Source organism: Exiguobacterium aestuarii, from assembly GCF_020171655.1.
In the GTDB taxonomy this organism is placed as follows: domain Bacteria; phylum Bacillota; class Bacilli; order Exiguobacteriales; family Exiguobacteriaceae; genus Exiguobacterium; species Exiguobacterium aestuarii_A.
The window spans coordinates 74994-94760 of the sequence record NZ_JAIVAC010000004.1 but is presented as its reverse complement, the minus strand read 5'-3'; the positions used below and the strand labels follow the sequence as shown (position 1 = coordinate 94760).

Here is a 19767-nt window from a genome sequence, read left to right as displayed (position 1 = left end):
CTTACGCCCCCTTCTTCTGTGTTGCGCGTTCGTTGCGGAACATACCTTTGAAGACGATCGCCGAGAAGATGAGCGTGATCAAGAATAAGCCGTAAGCGACCGCAGATGCGTAGCCGTAGTTGTTGTACTTGAAGGCTTGGTTATACAAGTAAAGCACCATCGTGTTCAACGAACCGTCTGGTGAACCGATTCCATCGGTAATCAACATCGGAAGGTCGAACAATTGAAGTCCACCGATGAGCGATGTGATCATGATGTAGAGAAGAATTGGTTTTAAGAGCGGCAACGTCACTTTCGTAAACATCTGCCAACGGTTCGCACCGTCGATGTGAGCGGCTTCAAAGTAATCTGTAGAGATTCCTGAGACACCGGCCATCACGATGATGAAGGAGTGACCGAACCACATCCATGTCAAGATGAGTGAAACGGATAGTTGAGCCGTCACGGGTTCTGCCAACCAGTCGATCGGATTTGAAATCAAACCGATTTTCATCAACACCATGTTGAGTGAACCATGCTGCCAGTCGAGCAAAATACCGAACAAAAGCGCGACCGAGCTGATTGTGATCAAGTTTGGAAGATAGAAGAATGAACGGAAGAAGTTTAATCCTTTTAGCTTCAAACGTAGATCTGAGAATAAGAGCGCCAATAAAAGGGCCATTCCCATCTGCAAGGCGAAGTTGACTCCCCAAATCTTGATGGTGTTGAAAAACGCTTCGATGAAGTATGTGTCCGTCAACAACCGTGTATAGTTCGCAAATCCGACAATCTCTTCTCCTGGGCTACCGGTATAGTTCGTGAAGCTATAGTAAAGCGTCAAGAAAACCGGATAAATGCTAAACGTCAAGAATACAACCCAGAACGGGGCGATGAACAGATAGCCGTAACGATCTAATTTTTTCACGTGTATTTCTCCTTCCATAAGAACCGAGGGAGGAAATCCCTCCCTCGTGTTGGTCATCGTCAGTCTACTACGATGTCTGGGTAAGCGTTTTTAACTTGTTTCTTGAATTCTTTGATTGCATCTTCTTTCGACTTCTTACCTTCTACGTAAGATGTAACTGCCGCTCCGTAAAGCGTGTCGAGCTGTTGGTCGTATTTCGTAACAATCCCTGGTTTGATCGATTCTGCTTCTCCGAGGAAGAACTCGTAGTTGTTCTGTCCACCGAGGAACTCGTCGCTGAAGTCAGTTTTGATTTTTTCTGTAACTGGATTATAAGCAAGTACGTCGCCTGTCTCTTTCGCCCATTCAGTCAAGAACTCTTCATCTTGTGTCATGAGTTTGATGAATTCGTAAGCCTCTTCTTTATGTTTAGAGTCTTTGTAGATCCCGACCCATGTACCGCCCCAGAAGTATGGGCTCGGTCCGCTTGTAACAGCCCAGTCACCAGCAGTGTCTTTCGCGTTCTCTTTCAAGACAGCGTGGAGACCCCAAGTTGGGAGGACGTAAGAGAAGACTTCTGTTTCCGTTTCTTTGCCGCCTTCTTTCACTTTGATCGGCTTATCCATTCCTTCGAACCAAGATGGTGACCATTCTGGTGCGAGAGCAGTCAAGTTATTTTCACGAAGCTCTTTCGCGTAGTCGAAGTAGTTTTCTTTTCCTTCAGTCAACACAAGTTCATTGTCTTCGTTTACCCATGCTTGTGGGTCATCGCCTTGTGCGAACCAACGGATTGAACCTTCGTCTGGGAAGAGTTTGTAGCCTTTATCTTTAAGCTTTTCACCGACTTCGAAGAGTCCGTCCATCGAACTCATCATTTCGCCGACTTCAGCCGGGTCATCAGTACCGAGTGCTTCTTTAGCGATGCTACGTTTGTAGTAGATCCCACCTGGAGTTGTTTGCCATGAAAGGGCACGAACGTTTCCGTCCTTGTCTTTCCCGAGGTCGAAGACGTAAGGAACGATGTCTCCAGAAACTTCTTCTGCGTTGTATGGTTCTTCCGAAAGGTTTTCCCAATATCCAGCGTCAATCCATTGTTTAAGGAACGCGATTTCACCCGTGAAGACGTCCGGTGCGCCGACGCCACTTTCAAGAGCTGGCTTCAACTTCGTTGCGTAGTCAGCCGTCGGTACGATTGTCAATTCGACTTTCACGCCGTTACGCTCTTCGAACGTTTTGATTGGCTCTTTCAACTCATCTGTGAATGACCAAATTTTTAGGACATCATCTTTTGAACCTTCTGAAGATGATCCTTCGCCGCCGTCAGAGCAAGCGCTCAAGACACCAACTGAAAGTGCTCCAATGGTAAGTAAGCTAACAAGTTTACGCATGTGTTGTTCCCATCCTTTTTTATAAGTAATAGTAGAAAGCGCTTGCAAAAAGAGGTGAATAATTATCGAAAGCGCTTTCGGTTCATCCGAAATAAAATATCGAAAGCGGTTTCGATTTTCTCTAAAAATGACTTTCGAAATCGCGCTCCCCTCTCCATCCGCTGAAGAAAAGAGAGCGACTTCGAAATATCATTGGCTATAAATCACTGTTTGACCGGCGCACAAGATGCCCGTTCTACTAAGCGTACCGGAATGATGCGACGTTCGGTGAGTCGCTCTTTCGCGGTCATTTGTTCAAGTAAAAGTTCTGCTGCCGCTTCCCCGATTTCATCCGTATCTTGGCGAATCGTAGTCAGTTTCGGCGTAATGTATTGGATCATTTCAATGTCGTCATATCCGATGACAGAAATGTCATTCGGGACGTGAAGACCGTGTTCGTGAATTGCTTCGATGACGCCGATTGCCATCTGATCCCCGGCCACAAAGACAGCAGTCGGTTGATCGTCGAGTTCAAGCAATCGTTCCATCGCTTGCTTGCCTTCTCCTACTGAGAAGAAACCAGCGTTGACGAGGTAGCCTGGTCGAATCGGAAGGTTCAGCTCTTGCATCGCAAGTTCATATCCTTTGATCCGTGCCGCTCCAGCGTCAATCGTCTCATCCCCAGCGATGTGGGCAATTTTTCGATGACCGAGTTCATAGAGGTAATTCACAGCGAGACGTGCCCCTTCGATGTTGTCGGAATAGACGACGCTACAATTGGCGCTGTCCATATCGACGACGACGATCGGGATGTCGCTTCGCATGAGCTCCTGAACTTGCTCATCCATTCGGTCCGAGCAGATGACGACGATGCCGTCGACCGCACGGTGTTTGAAGTGTTCGAGATAACTCATGTCACGATTGCGCAGGTTACGCGAGGCGAAGATCAAATCATAGCCTTGCTCCTCTGTCGCGTGACGAAAACTTTCGATGATCCCGTTGAAGAACGGGTGCTTCATCCCAACTTCATTCGCCTCTGAGAACATGACCCCGATCGCCCATGATTTTTTCGTCGATAACGACTGGGCATGTGCGTTCGGCAAGTAGTCCATCTCAGCAGCGGCTTGAAGAATCTTTGCTCTCGTCTTGTCGCTCACGTCTTTGTAGTTGTTCAACGCTTTGGACACTGTCGTGATTGAGAATCCTGTTTTTTTGGCTAAATCATAAATCGTACCCATGTTATTCTCCTCTTCCCGAAAGCGCTTTCGGTAATTTGATTGTAGCGCATGAATTTGTAGGAATCAATTCTTTTTCGAGGAAACTTTTTGATTCTTTTTTCCATTCCTTGTTTCTTCTATATTACTGCATCGGGAAATTTTTGTCCTTAATGTGTCCGTGTATACAGCCAGACGAGATTCGTAAACTTTTGGACTTCCGTCTCGCCTGTCACGCCTTTAAATAGACGCTGAAATGGCTTCAACAACTGCTCTAAGACAATTTTCCGAAGACGTTCTTGTTTCAGTTCATGTGAGATTGCATCGAACAAATCTCGTTGTTCTTCCGTCATCTCGACATGCTCTTCGATACGAGCAGCCATCTCGTTCAATTCTTCGATTGTGACAAGGTGTTTATCTGTCGTCCCCCGCATTTGCTCGACCGTAACCGGGTTCAAGACATGTTCCCCTGTCTCTATCATTCGTGCAGCAATCAGTTCTACGTACGTATATAAACTGCGCACGACTTTTTGAGGAGAGTAAGCAGCATTCGTGATTCGGTTCGTGAACAAGATATGTTGCAACATCCCGTTAAAGAGCACCGTCAATTCCATCGAATACGGTCTGACAGCCTCTCCGATGATTTCCGTCAAACGCATCGCAATCCATTCAATTTCATAAATGCGATGTTGAAGTACGAGTTTTTTCAATTCATTCTCGTTTGACGACATGATCGATTCAAATAACGCGTGCAAGTTCCGTTCTTCGTTCAATTGAATCAATATCGAGATTTGCTCGATAAAGACATCACGATCTCGTTTGTCCCGTCCCATCTGCATCTCAATCCGGCGCTGTCCGGCATCATATCGTAAGTTTTCGAGGATACTGGCCACGCAATCCGTCTTCGATGAGAAGTAGTTATAAAACGTCCCTTTTGAGATATTGGCACGGTCGATAATCTCTTGCACCGATGTGTGTTGCACTCCATTTTCGATGAAGAGAGACATGGCAATATCTGCGACTTTTCGCTTTTTCTCTTTCATTCTCTTATGACTCCGTTCTATCTAATTTGTACCTTTACTATAGCACCGAAAACCATTTTAGACTAATAGTACAAAATGGTTGCTTTATTTATACAACGGGTATAAAATCATTTCATCGACACTTACCAACACATAACTATTTAGAAAATAAAGGAGCCATCCATATGAAACCAGAATTCCAAAAGAAACCGCCTTACGTCATGTTGGCGGTCCTCTTTGCGGGTGCGTTTATCGCATTTTTAAACAACTCATTACTCAACGTCGCGCTCCCATCAATCATGGTCGATCTTGAGATTGCAGACTACTCGACCGTACAATGGCTTGCGACAGGCTTTATGCTCGTGACAGGTGTACTCGTCCCGGCATCCGCCTATTTGATCACTCGTTTTTCTAACCGAAGCTTGTTCATCACCTCGATGAGTATTTTCGCCATCGGTACGGCGATCGCGGCCTTCTCGCCAAACTTTGGCTGGTTGTTGAGCGGTCGGATGATTCAGGCCGTCGGAGCCTCCACGATGGGGCCACTCTTAATGAACGTCATGCTCGTAAGTTTCCCGCGTGAAAAACGTGGGATGGCGATGGGGATTTTCGGGCTCGTCATGATCTCAGCACCTGCGATTGGACCGACACTCTCGGGTTATATCGTCGAGTACTATGACTGGCGCGTCTTATTCGAAATGATTTTACCGCTCGCCATCATCGGTCTCGCGCTCGCTGTTTGGAAAGCGGAGAACGTCATGGTCCAAAACAAAGACCAGTCACTCGATTACTTGTCACTCGTCTTATCGACACTCGGATTTGGCGGGATTTTATACGGTGTCAGTTCAGCAAGCTCGGACGGCTGGGATAACCCAATCGTCTTGGCGACGATGATCGTTGGTGCCATCTCATTGATCGCATTCATCTATCGTCAGCTCCATATGGAAAAACCATTGCTCAACTTGCGTGCTTACAAACATCCGATGTTCGCACTCGCGTCAGTCATTGCGATGGTCAACGCGGTCGCCATGTTCTCCGGTATGATTTTGACACCGGCTTACGTCCAAAGCGTTCGTGGCATTTCCCCACTCGATTCAGGGCTCATGCTTCTCCCTGGTGCGATCATCATGGGAATCATGTCACCGATCACAGGGAAACTGTTTGACCGATTCGGACCAAAATTATTGGCACTTACCGGATTGACAATCACCGCGGTATCGACGTACATGCTCGCAAACGTCCAACTTGACTCGACCTACACATACATCGTCTTAACGTACACGTTGCGTATGTTCGGGATGTCAATGGTCATGATGCCCATCATGACTAATGGACTGAACCAATTGCCAACTCGCCTCAACCCGCACGGAACGGCCATCAACAACACGGCCCAACAAGTATCCGGTGCGATTGGTACGGCAGTACTCGTGACCATCATGAACTCGGTGACACGTACGGAAGCTGAATCATTGATGACAGGAGTCGATCCTGCGACGCTCACAGAGAGTTCGATGGGTGCCATCACTCAGCAAGCCCTCTTATCCGGGATTCAATATTCATTTTACGTCGCACTCGGGATGAACCTCTTGGCGCTTGTTTTAGCATTTTTCGTGAAACGCGTGGATGTACGGAAGTTCGATGATAATGTAGAAGCTGTTGAAGAATTGAAACAAGCGAATTAATATGGAAAAGCCGATCTGAATGATTGATTCAGAACGGCTTTTTTAAAATTCGAAATTTCAAATTATTCACTAACGTGAGGCGCAAACTTTGTTTTCTTCTGTTCTACAAATACACAAGTCTAATTTCAATCCACGCACCTACACGAGGTGCGATTTGCTTATTAAGTGCGTGCGCCTGTCATCTTCTTATTTCAATCCACGCACCTACACGAGGTGCGATGCCATAAATGATCGGATAGTGTGTCCCTTTTTTATTTCAATCCACGCACCTACACGAGGTGCGATTGCAACGACTCAGATTTATGCGCAACTCACACAAATTTCAATCCACGCACCTACACGAGGTGCGATCGTATTCGTGCGTATGGTCGGACGCGCAGTCCAAATTTCAATCCACGCACCTACACGAGGTGCGATTGGGAAGAGATTGACAAGGAAGACGAGAAGCATCAATTTCAATCCACGCACCTACACGAGGTGCGATAACAAACACCTGGTCTCTACTGGACGCAATTGCAATTTCAATCCACGCACCTACACGAGGTGCGATTAAATGACGCGGTAGATGTAAATTGTAATCATGTATTTCAATCCACGCACCTACACGAGGTGCGATGTTAATAACGGACATTGCAAATTTAGCAGAATAATTTCAATCCACGCACCTACACGAGGTGCGATCCCAAGCATGATAGCCATCAAACCGATACCAACAGATTTCAATCCACGCACCTACACGAGGTGCGATAATAGCGTCTCCAATCGCATTTAACGGAGATACGAGATTTCAATCCACGCACCTACACGAGGTGCGATGTTTTATGCGGACTCGAATAAGGTGCATCATTGGATTTCAATCCACGCACCTACACGAGGTGCGATAAGTCGCTTGCGATTTCAGCCGTGAACGCCTTATTTCAATCCACGCACCTACACGAGGTGCGATAACTACGAAGCGGACGTTACAGCCTTTATTTGTCATTTCAATCCACGCACCTACACGAGGTGCGATGCCCTTCGTTGACGACCGTCTGCTGCACCTCGGCATTTCAATCCACGCACCTACACGAGGTGCGATATCAATGATATCACGGCAATTACGCAAATTACGTGATTTCAATCCACGCACCTACACGAGGTGCGATCAAATATGTGATCGTGTCCTCGCACTTAACGAATATTTCAATCCACGCACCTACACGAGGTGCGATTTTCTTGATGCTGACCTTTGTGTCCTTGTTGGTATTTCAATCCACGCACCTACACGAGGTGCGATATTCGGGTGATAGTGACAGGTTGTGATCCATGATATTTCAATCCACGCACCTACACGAGGTGCGATCACGCGGAGCCAACCGGTTTTGGCACGATTCAATAATTTCAATCCACGCACCTACACGAGGTGCGATCAATCAAATCTTCCGCCATCGCTTGGTTGGCGCTATTTCAATCCACGCACCTACACGAGGTGCGATCACGCGGAGCCAACCGGTTTTGGCACGATTCAATAATTTCAATCCACGCACCTACACGAGGTGCGATCCGTCCTCGTTCTGCATAATCAAGCCGATACGTTATTTCAATCCACGCACCTACACGAGGTGCGATCACATCCCCTTTCGAGAGCGTCTTTTCACGTCCATATTTCAATCCACGCACCTACACGAGGTGCGATATCTATTTTTTTATTGTTGATACGTCCAACCGAAATTTCAATCCACGCACCTACACGAGGTGCGATCTAAACAGGTTGATGCCTACGTCAATGTTGCAGTTATTTCAATCCACGCACCTACACGAGGTGCGATGTGAGAAGTGTAACGTCATCGTTGGAATATCAAAATTTCAATCCACGCACCTACACGAGGTGCGATACTGCTCGACAATGCCAAGTCACTGGATGCGCCGATTTCAATCCACGCACCTACACGAGGTGCGATGCACTTGCTCTTTATATGTTATCGGCGGACGGCATTTCAATCCACGCACCTACACGAGGTGCGATTATAGCGGAGGTTTTGAAAATACTCGTCCTCGGTATTTCAATCCACGCACCTACACGAGGTGCGATACGACGTGATTCAGCTTAAAGGTACGGTTTCGATATTTCAATCCACGCACCTACACGAGGTGCGATGCTGACCTTCCGGACGTACGTCTGGGGGTCGGGATTTCAATCCACGCACCTACACGAGGTGCGATATGGTCCTCGACCTGGTCAGGGCTGGCCGAACGCATTTCAATCCACGCACCTACACGAGGTGCGATCTATGCGAAGAGTATGAGGAGCGTAATGCGGACAATTTCAATCCACGCACCTACACGAGGTGCGATTTATATGCCTACGCGTCCGTTCCTGCATATTTGATTTCAATCCACGCACCTACACGAGGTGCGATTGGCTTGCGGACACAACAAGCGTTCGGTGGCGTAATTTCAATCCACGCACCTACACGAGGTGCGATGCGTCATCTCCGAGAGCGACAAAGAGCCGTCCGCAATTTCAATCCACGCACCTACACGAGGTGCGATGTGCGGACTTCGAACAACGGAAGCAGTCGCAACAATTTCAATCCACGCACCTACACGAGGTGCGATCGATGCTCAACATCGAGTTCATTGGTCCGTCTACATTTCAATCCACGCACCTACACGAGGTGCGATTGCCGCGCTATACGCAATGGTAAAAATCGAAGAATTTCAATCCACGCACCTACACGAGGTGCGATGGAAGCGGTCAAACTGTTGGACGTCGACGCAGCGATTTCAATCCACGCACCTACACGAGGTGCGATAAGTAACGGCACTCGACGTAGCAAAAGAAAAGATATTTCAATCCACGCACCTACACGAGGTGCGATTGAGTCCGTCGATCGTGTTGATGTCGACCGTGAAATTTCAATCCACGCACCTACACGAGGTGCGATGCTCGTCAATCGGCGTATCTTCCGCCACCACGTCATTTCAATCCACGCACCTACACGAGGTGCGATTACCGCCCGCTAGATGCTTGAGTGCGACTTTCGCATTTCAATCCACGCACCTACACGAGGTGCGATAGGAACCCGACATGCCCATTCTCTAGCCATATGCATTTCAATCCACGCACCTACACGAGGTGCGATTTCATGATTGTCGGGTTTAGCATCATATTCTTATATTTCAATCCACGCACCTACACGAGGTGCGATTTATTTGCAGACATTATGAAGGAATATATGACTGATTTCAATCCACGCACCTACACGAGGTGCGATATCTTTACCGTTCATTTGGTCATTTGCAGTAGTAATTTCAATCCACGCACCTACACGAGGTGCGATCACTCGCAGCCTATAACGCGGGGCCGGGTAACGTATTTCAATCCACGCACCTACACGAGGTGCGATTTACGCTGGTAACTTGTCACCTTCGCGTTGAACGGATTTCAATCCACGCACCTACACGAGGTGCGATTGAATAGTGGTCAGCAGGTATTCGCGGGCGACCTATTTCAATCCACGCACCTACACGAGGTGCGATGTTCGACACGAATTCCATGTCTAAATTAAGACTATTTCAATCCACGCACCTACACGAGGTGCGATCTGATTGCGAACTCGCCTGTCGCGCCACTTACTTATTTCAATCCACGCACCTACACGAGGTGCGATACCACTGATTTCCTACTTGGTGAAACTGACAAGGCATTTCAATCCACGCACCTACACGAGGTGCGATGTCCCCGAATCGGTCGGGTGATGATTTGCCATTATTTCAATCCACGCACCTACACGAGGTGCGATGGATTCTTCTTCGTGGAATTACTAGGTGATAAAAATTTCAATCCACGCACCTACACGAGGTGCGATCGAAATAAATTTGTGCCGTAAAAAATCCATACCGATTTCAATCCACGCACCTACACGAGGTGCGATCCCGCTCACGGTCGACGTCCCGCTCGACCTTGTTATTTCAATCCACGCACCTACACGAGGTGCGATATCTTCGTTTCGCGGGTTACATACAAGTTTTGTTATTTCAATCCACGCACCTACACGAGGTGCGATGCATATTTGTAAGATTTAACGCTCCATTCCACGCCATTTCAATCCACGCACCTACACGAGGTGCGATATCCCGCAACTCGTACCATAACGCCTCACAAGTATTTCAATCCACGCACCTACACGAGGTGCGATAAAGACCAGGTATACACGGCACTCAAGTTCCTCATTTCAATCCACGCACCTACACGAGGTGCGATGCCATTGGGCTAGGCATCTACGCCATCGTGTTACAATTTCAATCCACGCACCTACACGAGGTGCGATTATTCGGGGTGATGGCGATCAACTTACTACGACAAATTTCAATCCACGCACCTACACGAGGTGCGATTCTTGAATGGCATGACCTCGACCGAGTCCGATTTATTTCAATCCACGCACCTACACGAGGTGCGATACGAACCGTCGAAGTTATTGCTCAACAACGAGACATTTCAATCCACGCACCTACACGAGGTGCGATAACTTACAGTATCTTTGCACACCGTGTCACAACAAATTTCAATCCACGCACCTACACGAGGTGCGATCCACTTGTCATTCAGATGAGCGGTGAGTTTACACATTTCAATCCACGCACCTACACGAGGTGCGATTTGTTGATTCCATTTTAGGAGGAAAACCACTTTATATTTCAATCCACGCACCTACACGAGGTGCGATGATGACACAAACGAGCGACCCGATTGAATTAGGGATTTCAATCCACGCACCTACACGAGGTGCGATAGCCGATTTTAGACAAATCAATCGACTAAAACAATTTTCAAGGAAATATTATCCTTTAAAGGACGTTATCTTCTGAAAATACTACAAAATCAATTAACTCTACAGGATAAATTAGGTGCGAACCCCTCTAGAAAATCATGTTCACTTTAGCTTCGCACGAATTGAAATCATCCCGAATTTTAAAAAATGAGAGGACCTTCCAAATCTAAAGATTCTTTTACGCCCACATGCTCAACTTTAGAAGCATGATGATTTCCTAATCGATAAAACCGAAGACTATCCCGTTCAATGTCTACAATTTCTTTTAGCCGTAATTTCAATGATGTAAATTCGGTTTGATCGACTATACATTCAAATACACTATTTTGCACGCGTTGCCCATACTGTTGGCATACCTTGGCCACTTGACGAAGACGTCTCGTCCCGCCAGGTGAAGTTGTATTGACATCATAGGTTACTAAAATAAGCATTTTTCATTCCTCACTTATACAAGAAAGATGGGTATTCCTCTAAATCACCGCGCAAATACCTTGCCAATAATAAGGCTTGAGCATAGGGTACTAACCCCCACATCATCTTTTCTTTTAGATAGGGATGTTGAATCATTTCTTGTTTTTTCTTTTGCCAAGATGACAAAAATACTTTTCGACCTTCTTCAGTCATTAGGATTGCACCGTTCTCTTTTTGAACAAAATGTTTGGATTGTATCACTTTTAAGTTGATTAGCGAGAGGACGAAACGATCTGCATAAATCCCTCGCAACTCTTCCATCAAATCAAGCGCAAGAGAAATTCTCCCTGGTCGTTCGCGATGTAAAAAACCAACGTACGCATCTAACCCTACCGATTCGAGTGCAGCGCTACAGTCTCGCGCTAATAAACTGTAAGCAAAAGAAAGCATCGCATTGACGCGATCGAGTGGTGGTCGCTTTGAACGTCCCTTGAAGATAAACTCTTCTTTTTGTTGAAGGATCATGTCATCAAATAATTGATTATAGTGAACAGCAACTTTTCCTTCGAGACCTCGTAACCTTTCTAAGTCATCACACTGACGAATTTCAATCAACTTATTCGATAAGTATTTTGATGTTTCTTTAAATCGCTCAACATCAACACGCATCGGGTAATCTCGTGTAACGCGCTCCAACATCCATTTTTGGTTGTATACTTTACCAAGAATAAAATTCCTCGCTACAACGGCGGACTGACTCTCACAATCTGAAAGTCGATATTGCGTTTTACGCAATACTACGTTCCCTTTACTTTCTCCAATGACACGGGCTAAAAATCGTCCGTTCTTGGTCATAAATGTAATCGGAACGTTATGCTCCGCACAATATCCCATAAGCGCAGGACTCGCACCGGTATATCCGAAAGTAACGATTCCTTCGAGGTTGTGAAGAGGTACTCTTCCTAGAACTTCATCTTCTTTCCTTACTAGTACATTACCGCCATCAAGTGCAAGATATGCATCTGACTGATTCACAAAAAGCGTATTTAATAATTTTTTCAATCTTTTATCCTCCTCTCCAAATATGTTGTTACACTTTCTCGAACCATCAATTCAGGTAAACAAATATTTTGAAGGGAGCAACTTTTGCAATGCGGCCCTGTTTTTACACGAGGTGTATAGCGCGTTCGATAATAATCATTCATCTTACTTACAATCTTTCTTACTTCATCTTTCAGCGCATCTGACAGCATGACCTGATGCCGATGTTTTGTCTCATGATAATAAAGATAACCTTCATCAATCGAGCATAAAAACATCTCTTCTAAACAAATGGCTTGAGCAGCTAACTGCAATTCGTCTTCTTTTCCCACTTTCGGCTTCCCTCTTTTATACTCCACAGGTATAGGGCGATACAGACCAGGGGTTCCATGCAACGAAACCCCTGTCGGATGTTCTACAAATTCAACCACATCACATTGACCGCTAATGTTTAGTGATTCCGACTTGACGGCCATTCCTCTAACAGTCAACTTATCTTTTCGCTTTTCTCGAACATAAGGATCATCGGCTTTTTGATGTAAATGCTGACCTTCCACTGTACGGACGTTTTCTTCCCACTGTTGTTCAATATGAATCAGTGCCCATTGTCGAGGACAAAATTGAAAGTGCTGAATTCCTGACAACAATAAATAGGAATCATCTTGTTTATAGTCCATCTATCACTTCAGGTTCTAATCCATCGAGTGGAGTGACTTGAATCTCGTAATCCGAAAAATCTTTCGGTTCATCAGTTGTCGGTCGCACTGTGACCGAACGATGAACTTTAGCGGAAGAGTACTGACCTAATTTTGAGTTATGTTCCCACCAATACACTTTATGCACTTCCATACTTCCTTCAGGGCGAGCCGAAGAAGCATCGTTTTCAAATAGTGTTACTAGTACCTGCTTCAATTTTTCAGCATCTTCTTTCGTGAAATTCGTTTTTTCAGCAAGTTGAGTATTAATACTCCCGTTCAATACGTATAATCCATGATCTACACGATGCTTCATCCCCATTGTATCTGAACCACGATCTTTCCCACTTTCAGAGTTCACGCTTTTTGTAATTTGCATACTTGTCACATCAATCGGAGCAACGCTTGTGGCTGTATGGATAGAAACCGGACCTCTAACACCAATTGACACCCCTGATTTATCCCCTTTAAAAGCGAACACTTGTCCGAATGAACGTACATCCATCCAAGTGGCACAAGCTTCTTGGGCAAACAATTCACCCATTCCTTTTCCTTTCATTAATTTCTTCAAATCTTCATTAGCTTCTGCACGCGCGCGCAGACTATCAAACTCATCAACACGACGATCGTTTGATTGCACGAAAATGGATTCGCCCATGTCTTGTAACCGGTTACGAATTTTCCGTTTAATGGCCACATCAGAAATTTCACCGTAACCGTCGTAGTTTTGTCTTGGGCGATTACCGTTCAACGGATCTCCGTTCGGGTTTGCTTTTGACACAGATAAAATGACGGTAAAATCGATTTTGTGATCTAACGTGTTCATACTTCAACACTCTCCTCTTCTGATGGGTTCACTACTTCTTTCTTTTGATAAAGGTCATGACGTTGGCTATAAAAACCTAGCAAATATCTTTCCGACAACGGCTTATTCGTGAAGTCTCTCGGATCAATTCGTGAACCCACCTCATCGATTTGACTATTGATGTAGGTGACCTTCCCTCCTAATTTCGCCTGGTAAGGCTGAAGTGCACTTTGAATCGTTAACCACGTCCGAGCTGGCTTTTGAGAAAATGCATTCATGTATCGAATGGCATTGGTGGCACGATTTTCACGTTGTTCTTTTAGCGCCTTCCTTTCTAAGTAGTCAGCAAGTGCCAATAAGCGTCCAAACAAATAGTCACGATCTGTTGATTCACGGTCTAAAGCCACATTCATCCCTTCTTTCTTATTAATCACTCCACAAGCAATCTGTAGCGTTTTCTCCCACTCCCATTTTTCCATCCCGACTGGATTAGACGCTCGTTGCATCAAACTTCGTCGAATGTCATCCGGAATTCGTCTCTCATCCACGACCGATGGTAGCAAACGCTCAACAGTCGCTTTAATCAAATGGTCATTCGCATGTGTTCCATATGCCATCGTCGCAATATCTTTTAGAGCTGGTGCACCCGTATAATTTCGGATGTTCCCTTCATGATCCTTATAGATATACTCCCATGGATTGTGTGTATGCCATCTCTCTAAACGTTCAAAATATTGTTCTTGATCAAATGAACGATAATACAGAATAGCAAGTCGGCCTGTTGTGGCAGCATCCATCATCAAAATGTTTACTTTTTGTCGTGGTAACAATCTTTTGTACCCGAGTAACGATTCAGAAAAAGCTCTAGCTCCTTCTGAATTTGTATCTGTTTTGCTTGTTACTTCATCTTGAAAAAATGATGATAAAGAAAACGTTGATTCAATCGCATTAGGTAAACGAGTCTCTTGAACTCCCCAAATCAAAAAGATACGTTGATCAATTTTTATTCCTTGCTTTAAAATTAGCCATTTTAGAGCATTATGAGCCTTTTGCGATACTTCATAACTAATCGTCGCTGCCTCTGTCGCTTTATCAAATCGACCTCTAAATGTAAACCCGCTACTGTCATTTGATGAAATTAACTTCGCTTTATCACCTGCATTTCGTATCTTATTCGCATGTTTTGTCGTTCCTATTGAACAGTTTCCTGTAACAAAACATAAGCTCGACTCTCGTTCCTTACTTTCATAGAAGGAGATAAATGATTGATAGAATTGAGCATCATTCCACGTTTCTTTGTTTAACTCATTTACTGAATGCACATTAAAACGAATGAAAGCTCCTTCCACACCACTCGAAATAACAGAATATATGTCTGGTTTGTCGTCTTTTCCATCCCACGTCCATTTCAGAGTCCCGTCATCATTTAAAAACAGTTTTTCTGCCATTACTAAATCTTCAATCAGACAACCTTTTACCAGATAGTTATAGATACTCTTCAAGCGGCCGAAGCCAAATGAAGATTCTGACCACTCTTTTAGATTTTGAATGTACGCGTTATACGCACTATCCTTTTTATAACTACCTCCATACTTCTCGTAGTCTCCAGCGACGTAAGGTAATTTGTCATGCAATGGATAAGGAGAAACTACACTCCCAGCTCGACCTGCGGAATCTTCGGTACACGGAATCAATGTGTTCCCTTGTCCTTTAGGAATCACTTCCGCGGAATGAAATTCACCTTCGGGTGTAATATGGACCGTGATATGTGCAGTTTGAGTAGTATGAGACACTGGTAGCAATGTAAATGTCTGTCCTTCCCAACGAGTGCTGAGTTCCCCGACTTCGTCAAGATGTTCATTATATGTTTCGTATAACTGTTGCCACACACTCATAAAATCACCCCCTATAGACTTTCATACGTTAATTCTACATTTTCAATGTTCATTTCCGAAAATTCTTTCGGCTTCATTTTTTTAATCGATTGAATTTGAGAGCACTCTTCTGGTCTTAAAAAAGTAATCACCCCATTTTTCATTTCCGGTTGCCACAAACGTACAGCTAGTTCGTCAACTCCCGTTTCGTCAGGGTAATTGAACCCGTGCACCATCGTTCCAAAATGGAGATCAACCCCATCGTAAAAGCTATCTCCTTCGTCAAAGTGAATCGGCTCAATGTATGCCTGACACTCTCTTGCCCCGAGGAAAATATCACGGCGCCCGCCTGCTTCAAGCGAACGTTTTAAAATGGCGTAATGTTTTCCTTCGTTTCTGTCAAAAGCTAAATCAGGGCGATGTTCATTAAACTCAAAATGTGCTTTGACGTGATAACATACATCTTTTAGATAGGTGTAATGTGCTAATGAATTTCCTCCCCCATATTCAATCGGTCGCATCCCTTTTGACTCCATTTTGATTGGATTCATAATTCGAATCGCATCGACTACCATGACAATCGTCGGTTTCCAATAAATCGACTCGACGATCCCTTTGATTGCTTGATAAGTCGGTATTTGATACGACATTTTTTCACCACCTAACTTCGTCAAAGGATCGGTGAACAGCGCATAGTTCCCGTACACTTTAAATTCAATCGAGTTTCGCATGATACTCTCCTTCCGTTCAAATCATCAAATTTTGCATCTCTGAATCTTGTGATAGATTCAAGCCAAACTGTTTGTCATAAGCACTTTCATGTAAAGCAAGTACTTGACCATCGAGTAACGTCATAAGACCGTCTGTTCTCTCAAGATTTTGTATCTCATGAGCATATAAACCGATGGAATATTGTTGAGATTCTTTTAGCCATTGCCTTGCCTGTTCCCAGCTAATGTCGCCATTCAAATGAGCAATGAGTTCTTCCCCTTTTTCCGTATACGGAACGAGCACATCTTGTGTTGACTCATCAATGACTTGAAAGTGGTCAGCGACCGTACGATGTCGCGCAGTTAACAGTGATTTTTTTTCGTTATTGTTCTCGCTCATGTCAAAAAGCATAGGAGCCAAACATTGACCAGTTTTTATCGGATAATCCAATTCATACTCACGAACCTGATAAAACTCTGTAAAATATCTCCTCATCGCAGCCGGTGAGAGCAAATCACCACCGTAAGCACCCGAATCTCTTTTCAAGTCCACTACCATCCGCTTTACAATCTGTTGACCCTTTTCAATGTCAGTTAATTTCGATACATCTTCCTCGATGTGATTGACTACATAAACTGTGCTGATCTCTAATTCACCATGGCGATTACAACGACCGGCGGCTTGTGCAATGGAATCTAATCCTGCATAGGAACGGATAACACAAGGGAAGCTAACGTCCACCCCAGCCTCAATCAATTGTGTACTAATACAAACTACACGTTTATTTGCCTTCAATCGCTCAGTTATCCTTTTTAAAAGATCTTTACGGTGAGCCGCACACATCGAAGTGCTAAGATGAAATAACTCTTCTTCCTGAAATGTCGTTTTTAGTGATTCGTATAACTTTCTGACAACTGACTTTGTATTCAAAATAACGAGAATACTCTTATGTTCAGCTGCTCGATTTTGAAGTAATACACTTAGTTTTTCCGTGTCGTAATCTTCTACCAACACTTCCAGCTCTGTTCGTTTGAAAGAATCCGATACCATGGGAAGATTGGAAATAATTTCACCATCGTTAACAAGTCGACGTTTAACAAAATCGAGAGCCGGCTGTGTCGCGGTACATAATAGAACACTTGTGTTCATCCCAGTTTTCAAATAGTTTAAAGACTCATTGAACAATGACACGCACTTCGTCGGAACTTTTTGTACTTCATCAAAAATGACGACTGCGTCACTTAGATGATGCATACGTCGCGTGTTTCTATTTCCTTTCGCATAAAACGTATTCAAATATTGAACCATCGTCGTAAAAATAATTGGAGCATCCCAATTATCTTTTGCTAAATTCAGTTTTGCTTGGAGATTGATCTCATCATCAGAAAGATTTTCTGATTGAATTACATTAGAATGATGCTCAACGACTTCTTGTGTGTTTAAGACATTGCGAGTAACATGAGCGTTTTGCTCGATGATTGTGGTGAATGGGACAACATAAATAATGCGTTGTTTGTTATATAGAATTGAATGATGAAGTGCGTATCTGAGACTGGCCAATGTTTTTCCGCCACCTGTCGGAATGGACAAGGTATAAATACCACTTGGTCGCTCGGCATGTTCCCGACATTGATTGGACATTTCTTGCCTTAACAGATTAATTGGTGTTGCCGAGGCATTCTCCCCTAAATGAGAAATATAATCTTCCAATCTTTGCATATACACTGAAAAGTCATTCATAAGAATATGTTCTGATTGTTCTGTTTCAAACTGTCGTGTATTTGTTCGATCGGCATCTAACAACACACTAAATATAAACTTGGTCAAGAAAGTGGAAACTGATGTGTTCTGTCCTACTTTTTTAAAGTATTCCAACATTTCTAGATGAGCTGCTCCAACGTATTGGTTGAAATCGGATTCAGATATGACTTCGACAAAGAATCGATGTTTACAGTGTTCATACTCCTCAAGCTCTTTCATTTCGACGCGTTTTAAAAACGGAGACTCTTCTCCTGATACATAGTCATGCAGATTCCCATGATGTGAGATGATTGCGTTGCTAACTATTTCTGCTAGCAATTGCTTCGTTACACTCGTACCTCTCAACATTTCAAAGAGCAAACGCCCCCCGGCAGTCGCGTGATCGACTTCTCCACGAGTTACTTTTTCTCCAGAGGTAGCCCGGCGTATATAATCTTGAAACGCATCACTATACTTTCCTAAGTCATGCAATAGAGCAGCCAGACCACAAATCTTAGAAATCTTTAGAGGACTCCCCCACTTTTCGGCAAGTTCTTGAGCATCTAATAGATGTTCTTTGACAGTTTGAATCGCATGGTCAGTTGATCGAACGTGTGCAATGTAATCCACTCTCTCATCCTTTCTTTAGACCTATTATTTTTTCAACACGTTAGTACTCAATACCTCTTCATTTTATTACATTATTTTACTTAAGGTGGGTACTTTTTCTTATTAGGTTTTGTTTCTACATTTAAATGTAGATTTACTAAAATCCACAAAAAAACCGAATCGCATCGCAACTCGGTCTCTTCACGCTCTATTTATTTTTTCCCCGACACATACACTTCCAGCATGTGATTGATGTTATCGACATCATACGCCTGAACTTCTTTTGACGCCTCTTTATACTCTTCATGTTCTGGATGCGTCGGATCGGCCAGAATGTCCCGAATCATCTGATTTTCCTTCCCAACCTCCCACGCCTTCATGAGGTGTCTCTCCAACCCATTCGGTCACAGTCGGGTATGGATTAGGATAATCTTCAATTACTCCTTCAAACGCTAGCTAGTGCGTTCAGTCTTCTCCATAATCGTACGTGAAGTAAAGAACCGGATGCTTCTCAATGATTGTTGGAAGTTTAACGTTTTTCATGTGCTTTTCTTTCACTCACTGTAAACGGCTCAACATAAGACGCTCAAACTCGCTCAATTCTGATTTACTCTTTAGATAGGCTAGATGTTCTTTGTGATCATAGACCTCATTAGGAAAAAGGACGAAGCGAAACGTCGGCTCTCGAAAATCGTCTTCAAACTTTGCCAAATGTTCATCATCCCACCACATTACAAGTTGTATCGCATCATGGAGTCGCTTGAAATTCGTTTCGGCCGGAATGACAAAACGACGCCATATCGATTCATCTTCATCCATCAAGCTCAATTTAAACTGGTAGACTCTGTACACATTGTTTTCCCCATATTTCTTTATACGTTTACTATAAACAAGAA

14 protein-coding genes and 1 CRISPR repeat array are annotated in these 19767 nt (G+C 44.2%); of the genes, 1 reads left to right on the top strand and 13 read right to left on the bottom strand.

The annotated features are described in order from the left end of the window. Window position 1 precedes the first annotated feature (1 nt). The 4 genes from LCM29_RS14155 to LCM29_RS14140 all read right to left on the bottom strand — a co-directional run bounded on the left by LCM29_RS14155 (window position 2) and on the right by LCM29_RS14140 (window position 4507). A complete protein-coding gene (locus tag LCM29_RS14155) occupies window positions 2-904 on the bottom strand; it encodes a carbohydrate ABC transporter permease (RefSeq protein WP_214696921.1) in 903 nt (300 codons plus the stop codon). Between the two features lie 59 nt (window positions 905-963). Continuing rightward, window positions 964-2271 carry an ABC transporter substrate-binding protein gene (locus tag LCM29_RS14150; RefSeq protein ID WP_224863619.1) on the bottom strand — a complete coding sequence of 436 codons (1308 nt, stop codon included), beginning with the start codon at window positions 2269-2271 and terminating at the stop codon, window positions 964-966. A gap of 203 nt (window positions 2272-2474) precedes the next feature. Beyond that, window positions 2475-3488 carry a LacI family DNA-binding transcriptional regulator gene (locus LCM29_RS14145; RefSeq protein WP_214748647.1) on the bottom strand — a complete coding sequence of 338 codons (1014 nt, stop codon included), beginning with the start codon at window positions 3486-3488 and terminating at the stop codon, window positions 2475-2477. Window positions 3489-3634: 146 nt separating this feature from the next. Beyond that, window positions 3635-4507 (bottom strand): TetR/AcrR family transcriptional regulator, encoded by an 873-nt coding sequence (locus LCM29_RS14140; protein ID WP_224863617.1) that lies wholly within the window; start codon window positions 4505-4507, stop codon window positions 3635-3637. A 164-nt stretch (window positions 4508-4671) separates the two neighbouring features. On the opposite strand from LCM29_RS14140, the gene LCM29_RS14135 reads away from it, so the two are divergent. Next, complete coding sequence (locus LCM29_RS14135; protein WP_224863615.1) at window positions 4672-6168, top strand: MDR family MFS transporter; 1497 nt, start codon at window positions 4672-4674, stop codon at window positions 6166-6168. A 122-nt stretch (window positions 6169-6290) separates the two neighbouring features. Continuing rightward, a CRISPR array of direct repeats spans window positions 6291-10946; the repeat unit is 32 nt; unit sequence ATTTCAATCCACGCACCTACACGAGGTGCGAT. Between the two features lie 179 nt (window positions 10947-11125). Here the strand turns inward: LCM29_RS14135 and cas2 are convergent. The 9 genes from cas2 to LCM29_RS15345 form a co-directional block, all read right to left on the bottom strand. Continuing rightward, a complete protein-coding gene (gene cas2, locus LCM29_RS14130; protein ID WP_224863613.1) occupies window positions 11126-11416 on the bottom strand; it encodes a CRISPR-associated endonuclease Cas2 in 291 nt (96 codons plus the stop codon). Between the two features lie 10 nt (window positions 11417-11426). After that, on the bottom strand, window positions 11427-12458 hold the full coding sequence (gene cas1c, locus LCM29_RS14125) for a type I-C CRISPR-associated endonuclease Cas1c (protein WP_224863611.1): 1032 nt from the start codon (window positions 12456-12458) through the stop codon (window positions 11427-11429). Beyond that, window positions 12455-13114 carry a CRISPR-associated protein Cas4 gene (gene cas4, locus LCM29_RS14120; protein ID WP_224863609.1) on the bottom strand — a complete coding sequence of 220 codons (660 nt, stop codon included), beginning with the start codon at window positions 13112-13114 and terminating at the stop codon, window positions 12455-12457. The genes cas1c and cas4 overlap by 4 nt, the downstream gene beginning before the upstream one ends. Continuing rightward, window positions 13104-13958, bottom strand: a complete 855-nt coding sequence (gene cas7c / locus LCM29_RS14115) for a type I-C CRISPR-associated protein Cas7/Csd2 (protein WP_224863607.1) — start codon at window positions 13956-13958, stop codon at window positions 13104-13106. Before cas7c ends, cas4 begins: the two co-directional genes overlap by 11 nt. Beyond that, the gene (gene cas8c, locus LCM29_RS14110; RefSeq protein ID WP_224863605.1) at window positions 13955-15832 is read right to left on the bottom strand and encodes a type I-C CRISPR-associated protein Cas8c/Csd1; all 1878 of its coding nucleotides are present in this window, start codon (window positions 15830-15832) and stop codon (window positions 13955-13957) included. Before cas8c ends, cas7c begins: the two co-directional genes overlap by 4 nt. An 11-nt stretch (window positions 15833-15843) precedes the next feature. After that, on the bottom strand, window positions 15844-16542 hold the full coding sequence (gene cas5c / locus LCM29_RS14105; RefSeq protein ID WP_224863603.1) for a type I-C CRISPR-associated protein Cas5c: 699 nt from the start codon (window positions 16540-16542) through the stop codon (window positions 15844-15846). Window positions 16543-16558: 16 nt separating this feature from the next. Further along, window positions 16559-18892 carry a CRISPR-associated helicase Cas3' gene (cas3, locus tag LCM29_RS14100; RefSeq protein ID WP_224863601.1) on the bottom strand — a complete coding sequence of 778 codons (2334 nt, stop codon included), beginning with the start codon at window positions 18890-18892 and terminating at the stop codon, window positions 16559-16561. Between the two features lie 191 nt (window positions 18893-19083). Further along, window positions 19084-19251 carry a plasmid pRiA4b ORF-3 family protein gene (locus LCM29_RS14095; RefSeq protein WP_224863599.1) on the bottom strand — a complete coding sequence of 56 codons (168 nt, stop codon included), beginning with the start codon at window positions 19249-19251 and terminating at the stop codon, window positions 19084-19086. A 178-nt stretch (window positions 19252-19429) separates the two neighbouring features. After that, window positions 19430-19723 carry a plasmid pRiA4b ORF-3 family protein gene (locus LCM29_RS15345; protein ID WP_224863597.1) on the bottom strand — a complete coding sequence of 98 codons (294 nt, stop codon included), beginning with the start codon at window positions 19721-19723 and terminating at the stop codon, window positions 19430-19432. Window positions 19724-19767 lie beyond the last annotated feature (44 nt).

What these genes read in the sequence shown, in the direction of transcription:
- LCM29_RS14095 (WP_224863599.1), bottom strand. Translation starts at nt 19,251, where the DNA reads ATGAAGGCGTGGGAGGTTGGGAAGGAAAATCAGATGATTCGGGACATT.
- cas8c (WP_224863605.1), bottom strand. Translation starts at nt 15,832, where the DNA reads ATGAGTGTGTGGCAACAGTTATACGAAACATATAATGAACATCTTGAC.
- LCM29_RS14140 (WP_224863617.1), bottom strand. Translation starts at nt 4,507, where the DNA reads ATGAAAGAGAAAAAGCGAAAAGTCGCAGATATTGCCATGTCTCTCTTC.
- LCM29_RS14150 (WP_224863619.1), bottom strand. Translation starts at nt 2,271, where the DNA reads ATGCGTAAACTTGTTAGCTTACTTACCATTGGAGCACTTTCAGTTGGT.
- LCM29_RS14145 (WP_214748647.1), bottom strand. Translation starts at nt 3,488, where the DNA reads ATGGGTACGATTTATGATTTAGCCAAAAAAACAGGATTCTCAATCACG.
- cas5c (WP_224863603.1), bottom strand. Translation starts at nt 16,542, where the DNA reads ATGCGAAACTCGATTGAATTTAAAGTGTACGGGAACTATGCGCTGTTC.
- LCM29_RS14135 (WP_224863615.1), top strand. Translation starts at nt 4,672, where the DNA reads ATGAAACCAGAATTCCAAAAGAAACCGCCTTACGTCATGTTGGCGGTC.
- cas4 (WP_224863609.1), bottom strand. Translation starts at nt 13,114, where the DNA reads ATGGACTATAAACAAGATGATTCCTATTTATTGTTGTCAGGAATTCAG.
- cas7c (WP_224863607.1), bottom strand. Translation starts at nt 13,958, where the DNA reads ATGAACACGTTAGATCACAAAATCGATTTTACCGTCATTTTATCTGTG.
- cas2 (WP_224863613.1), bottom strand. Translation starts at nt 11,416, where the DNA reads ATGCTTATTTTAGTAACCTATGATGTCAATACAACTTCACCTGGCGGG.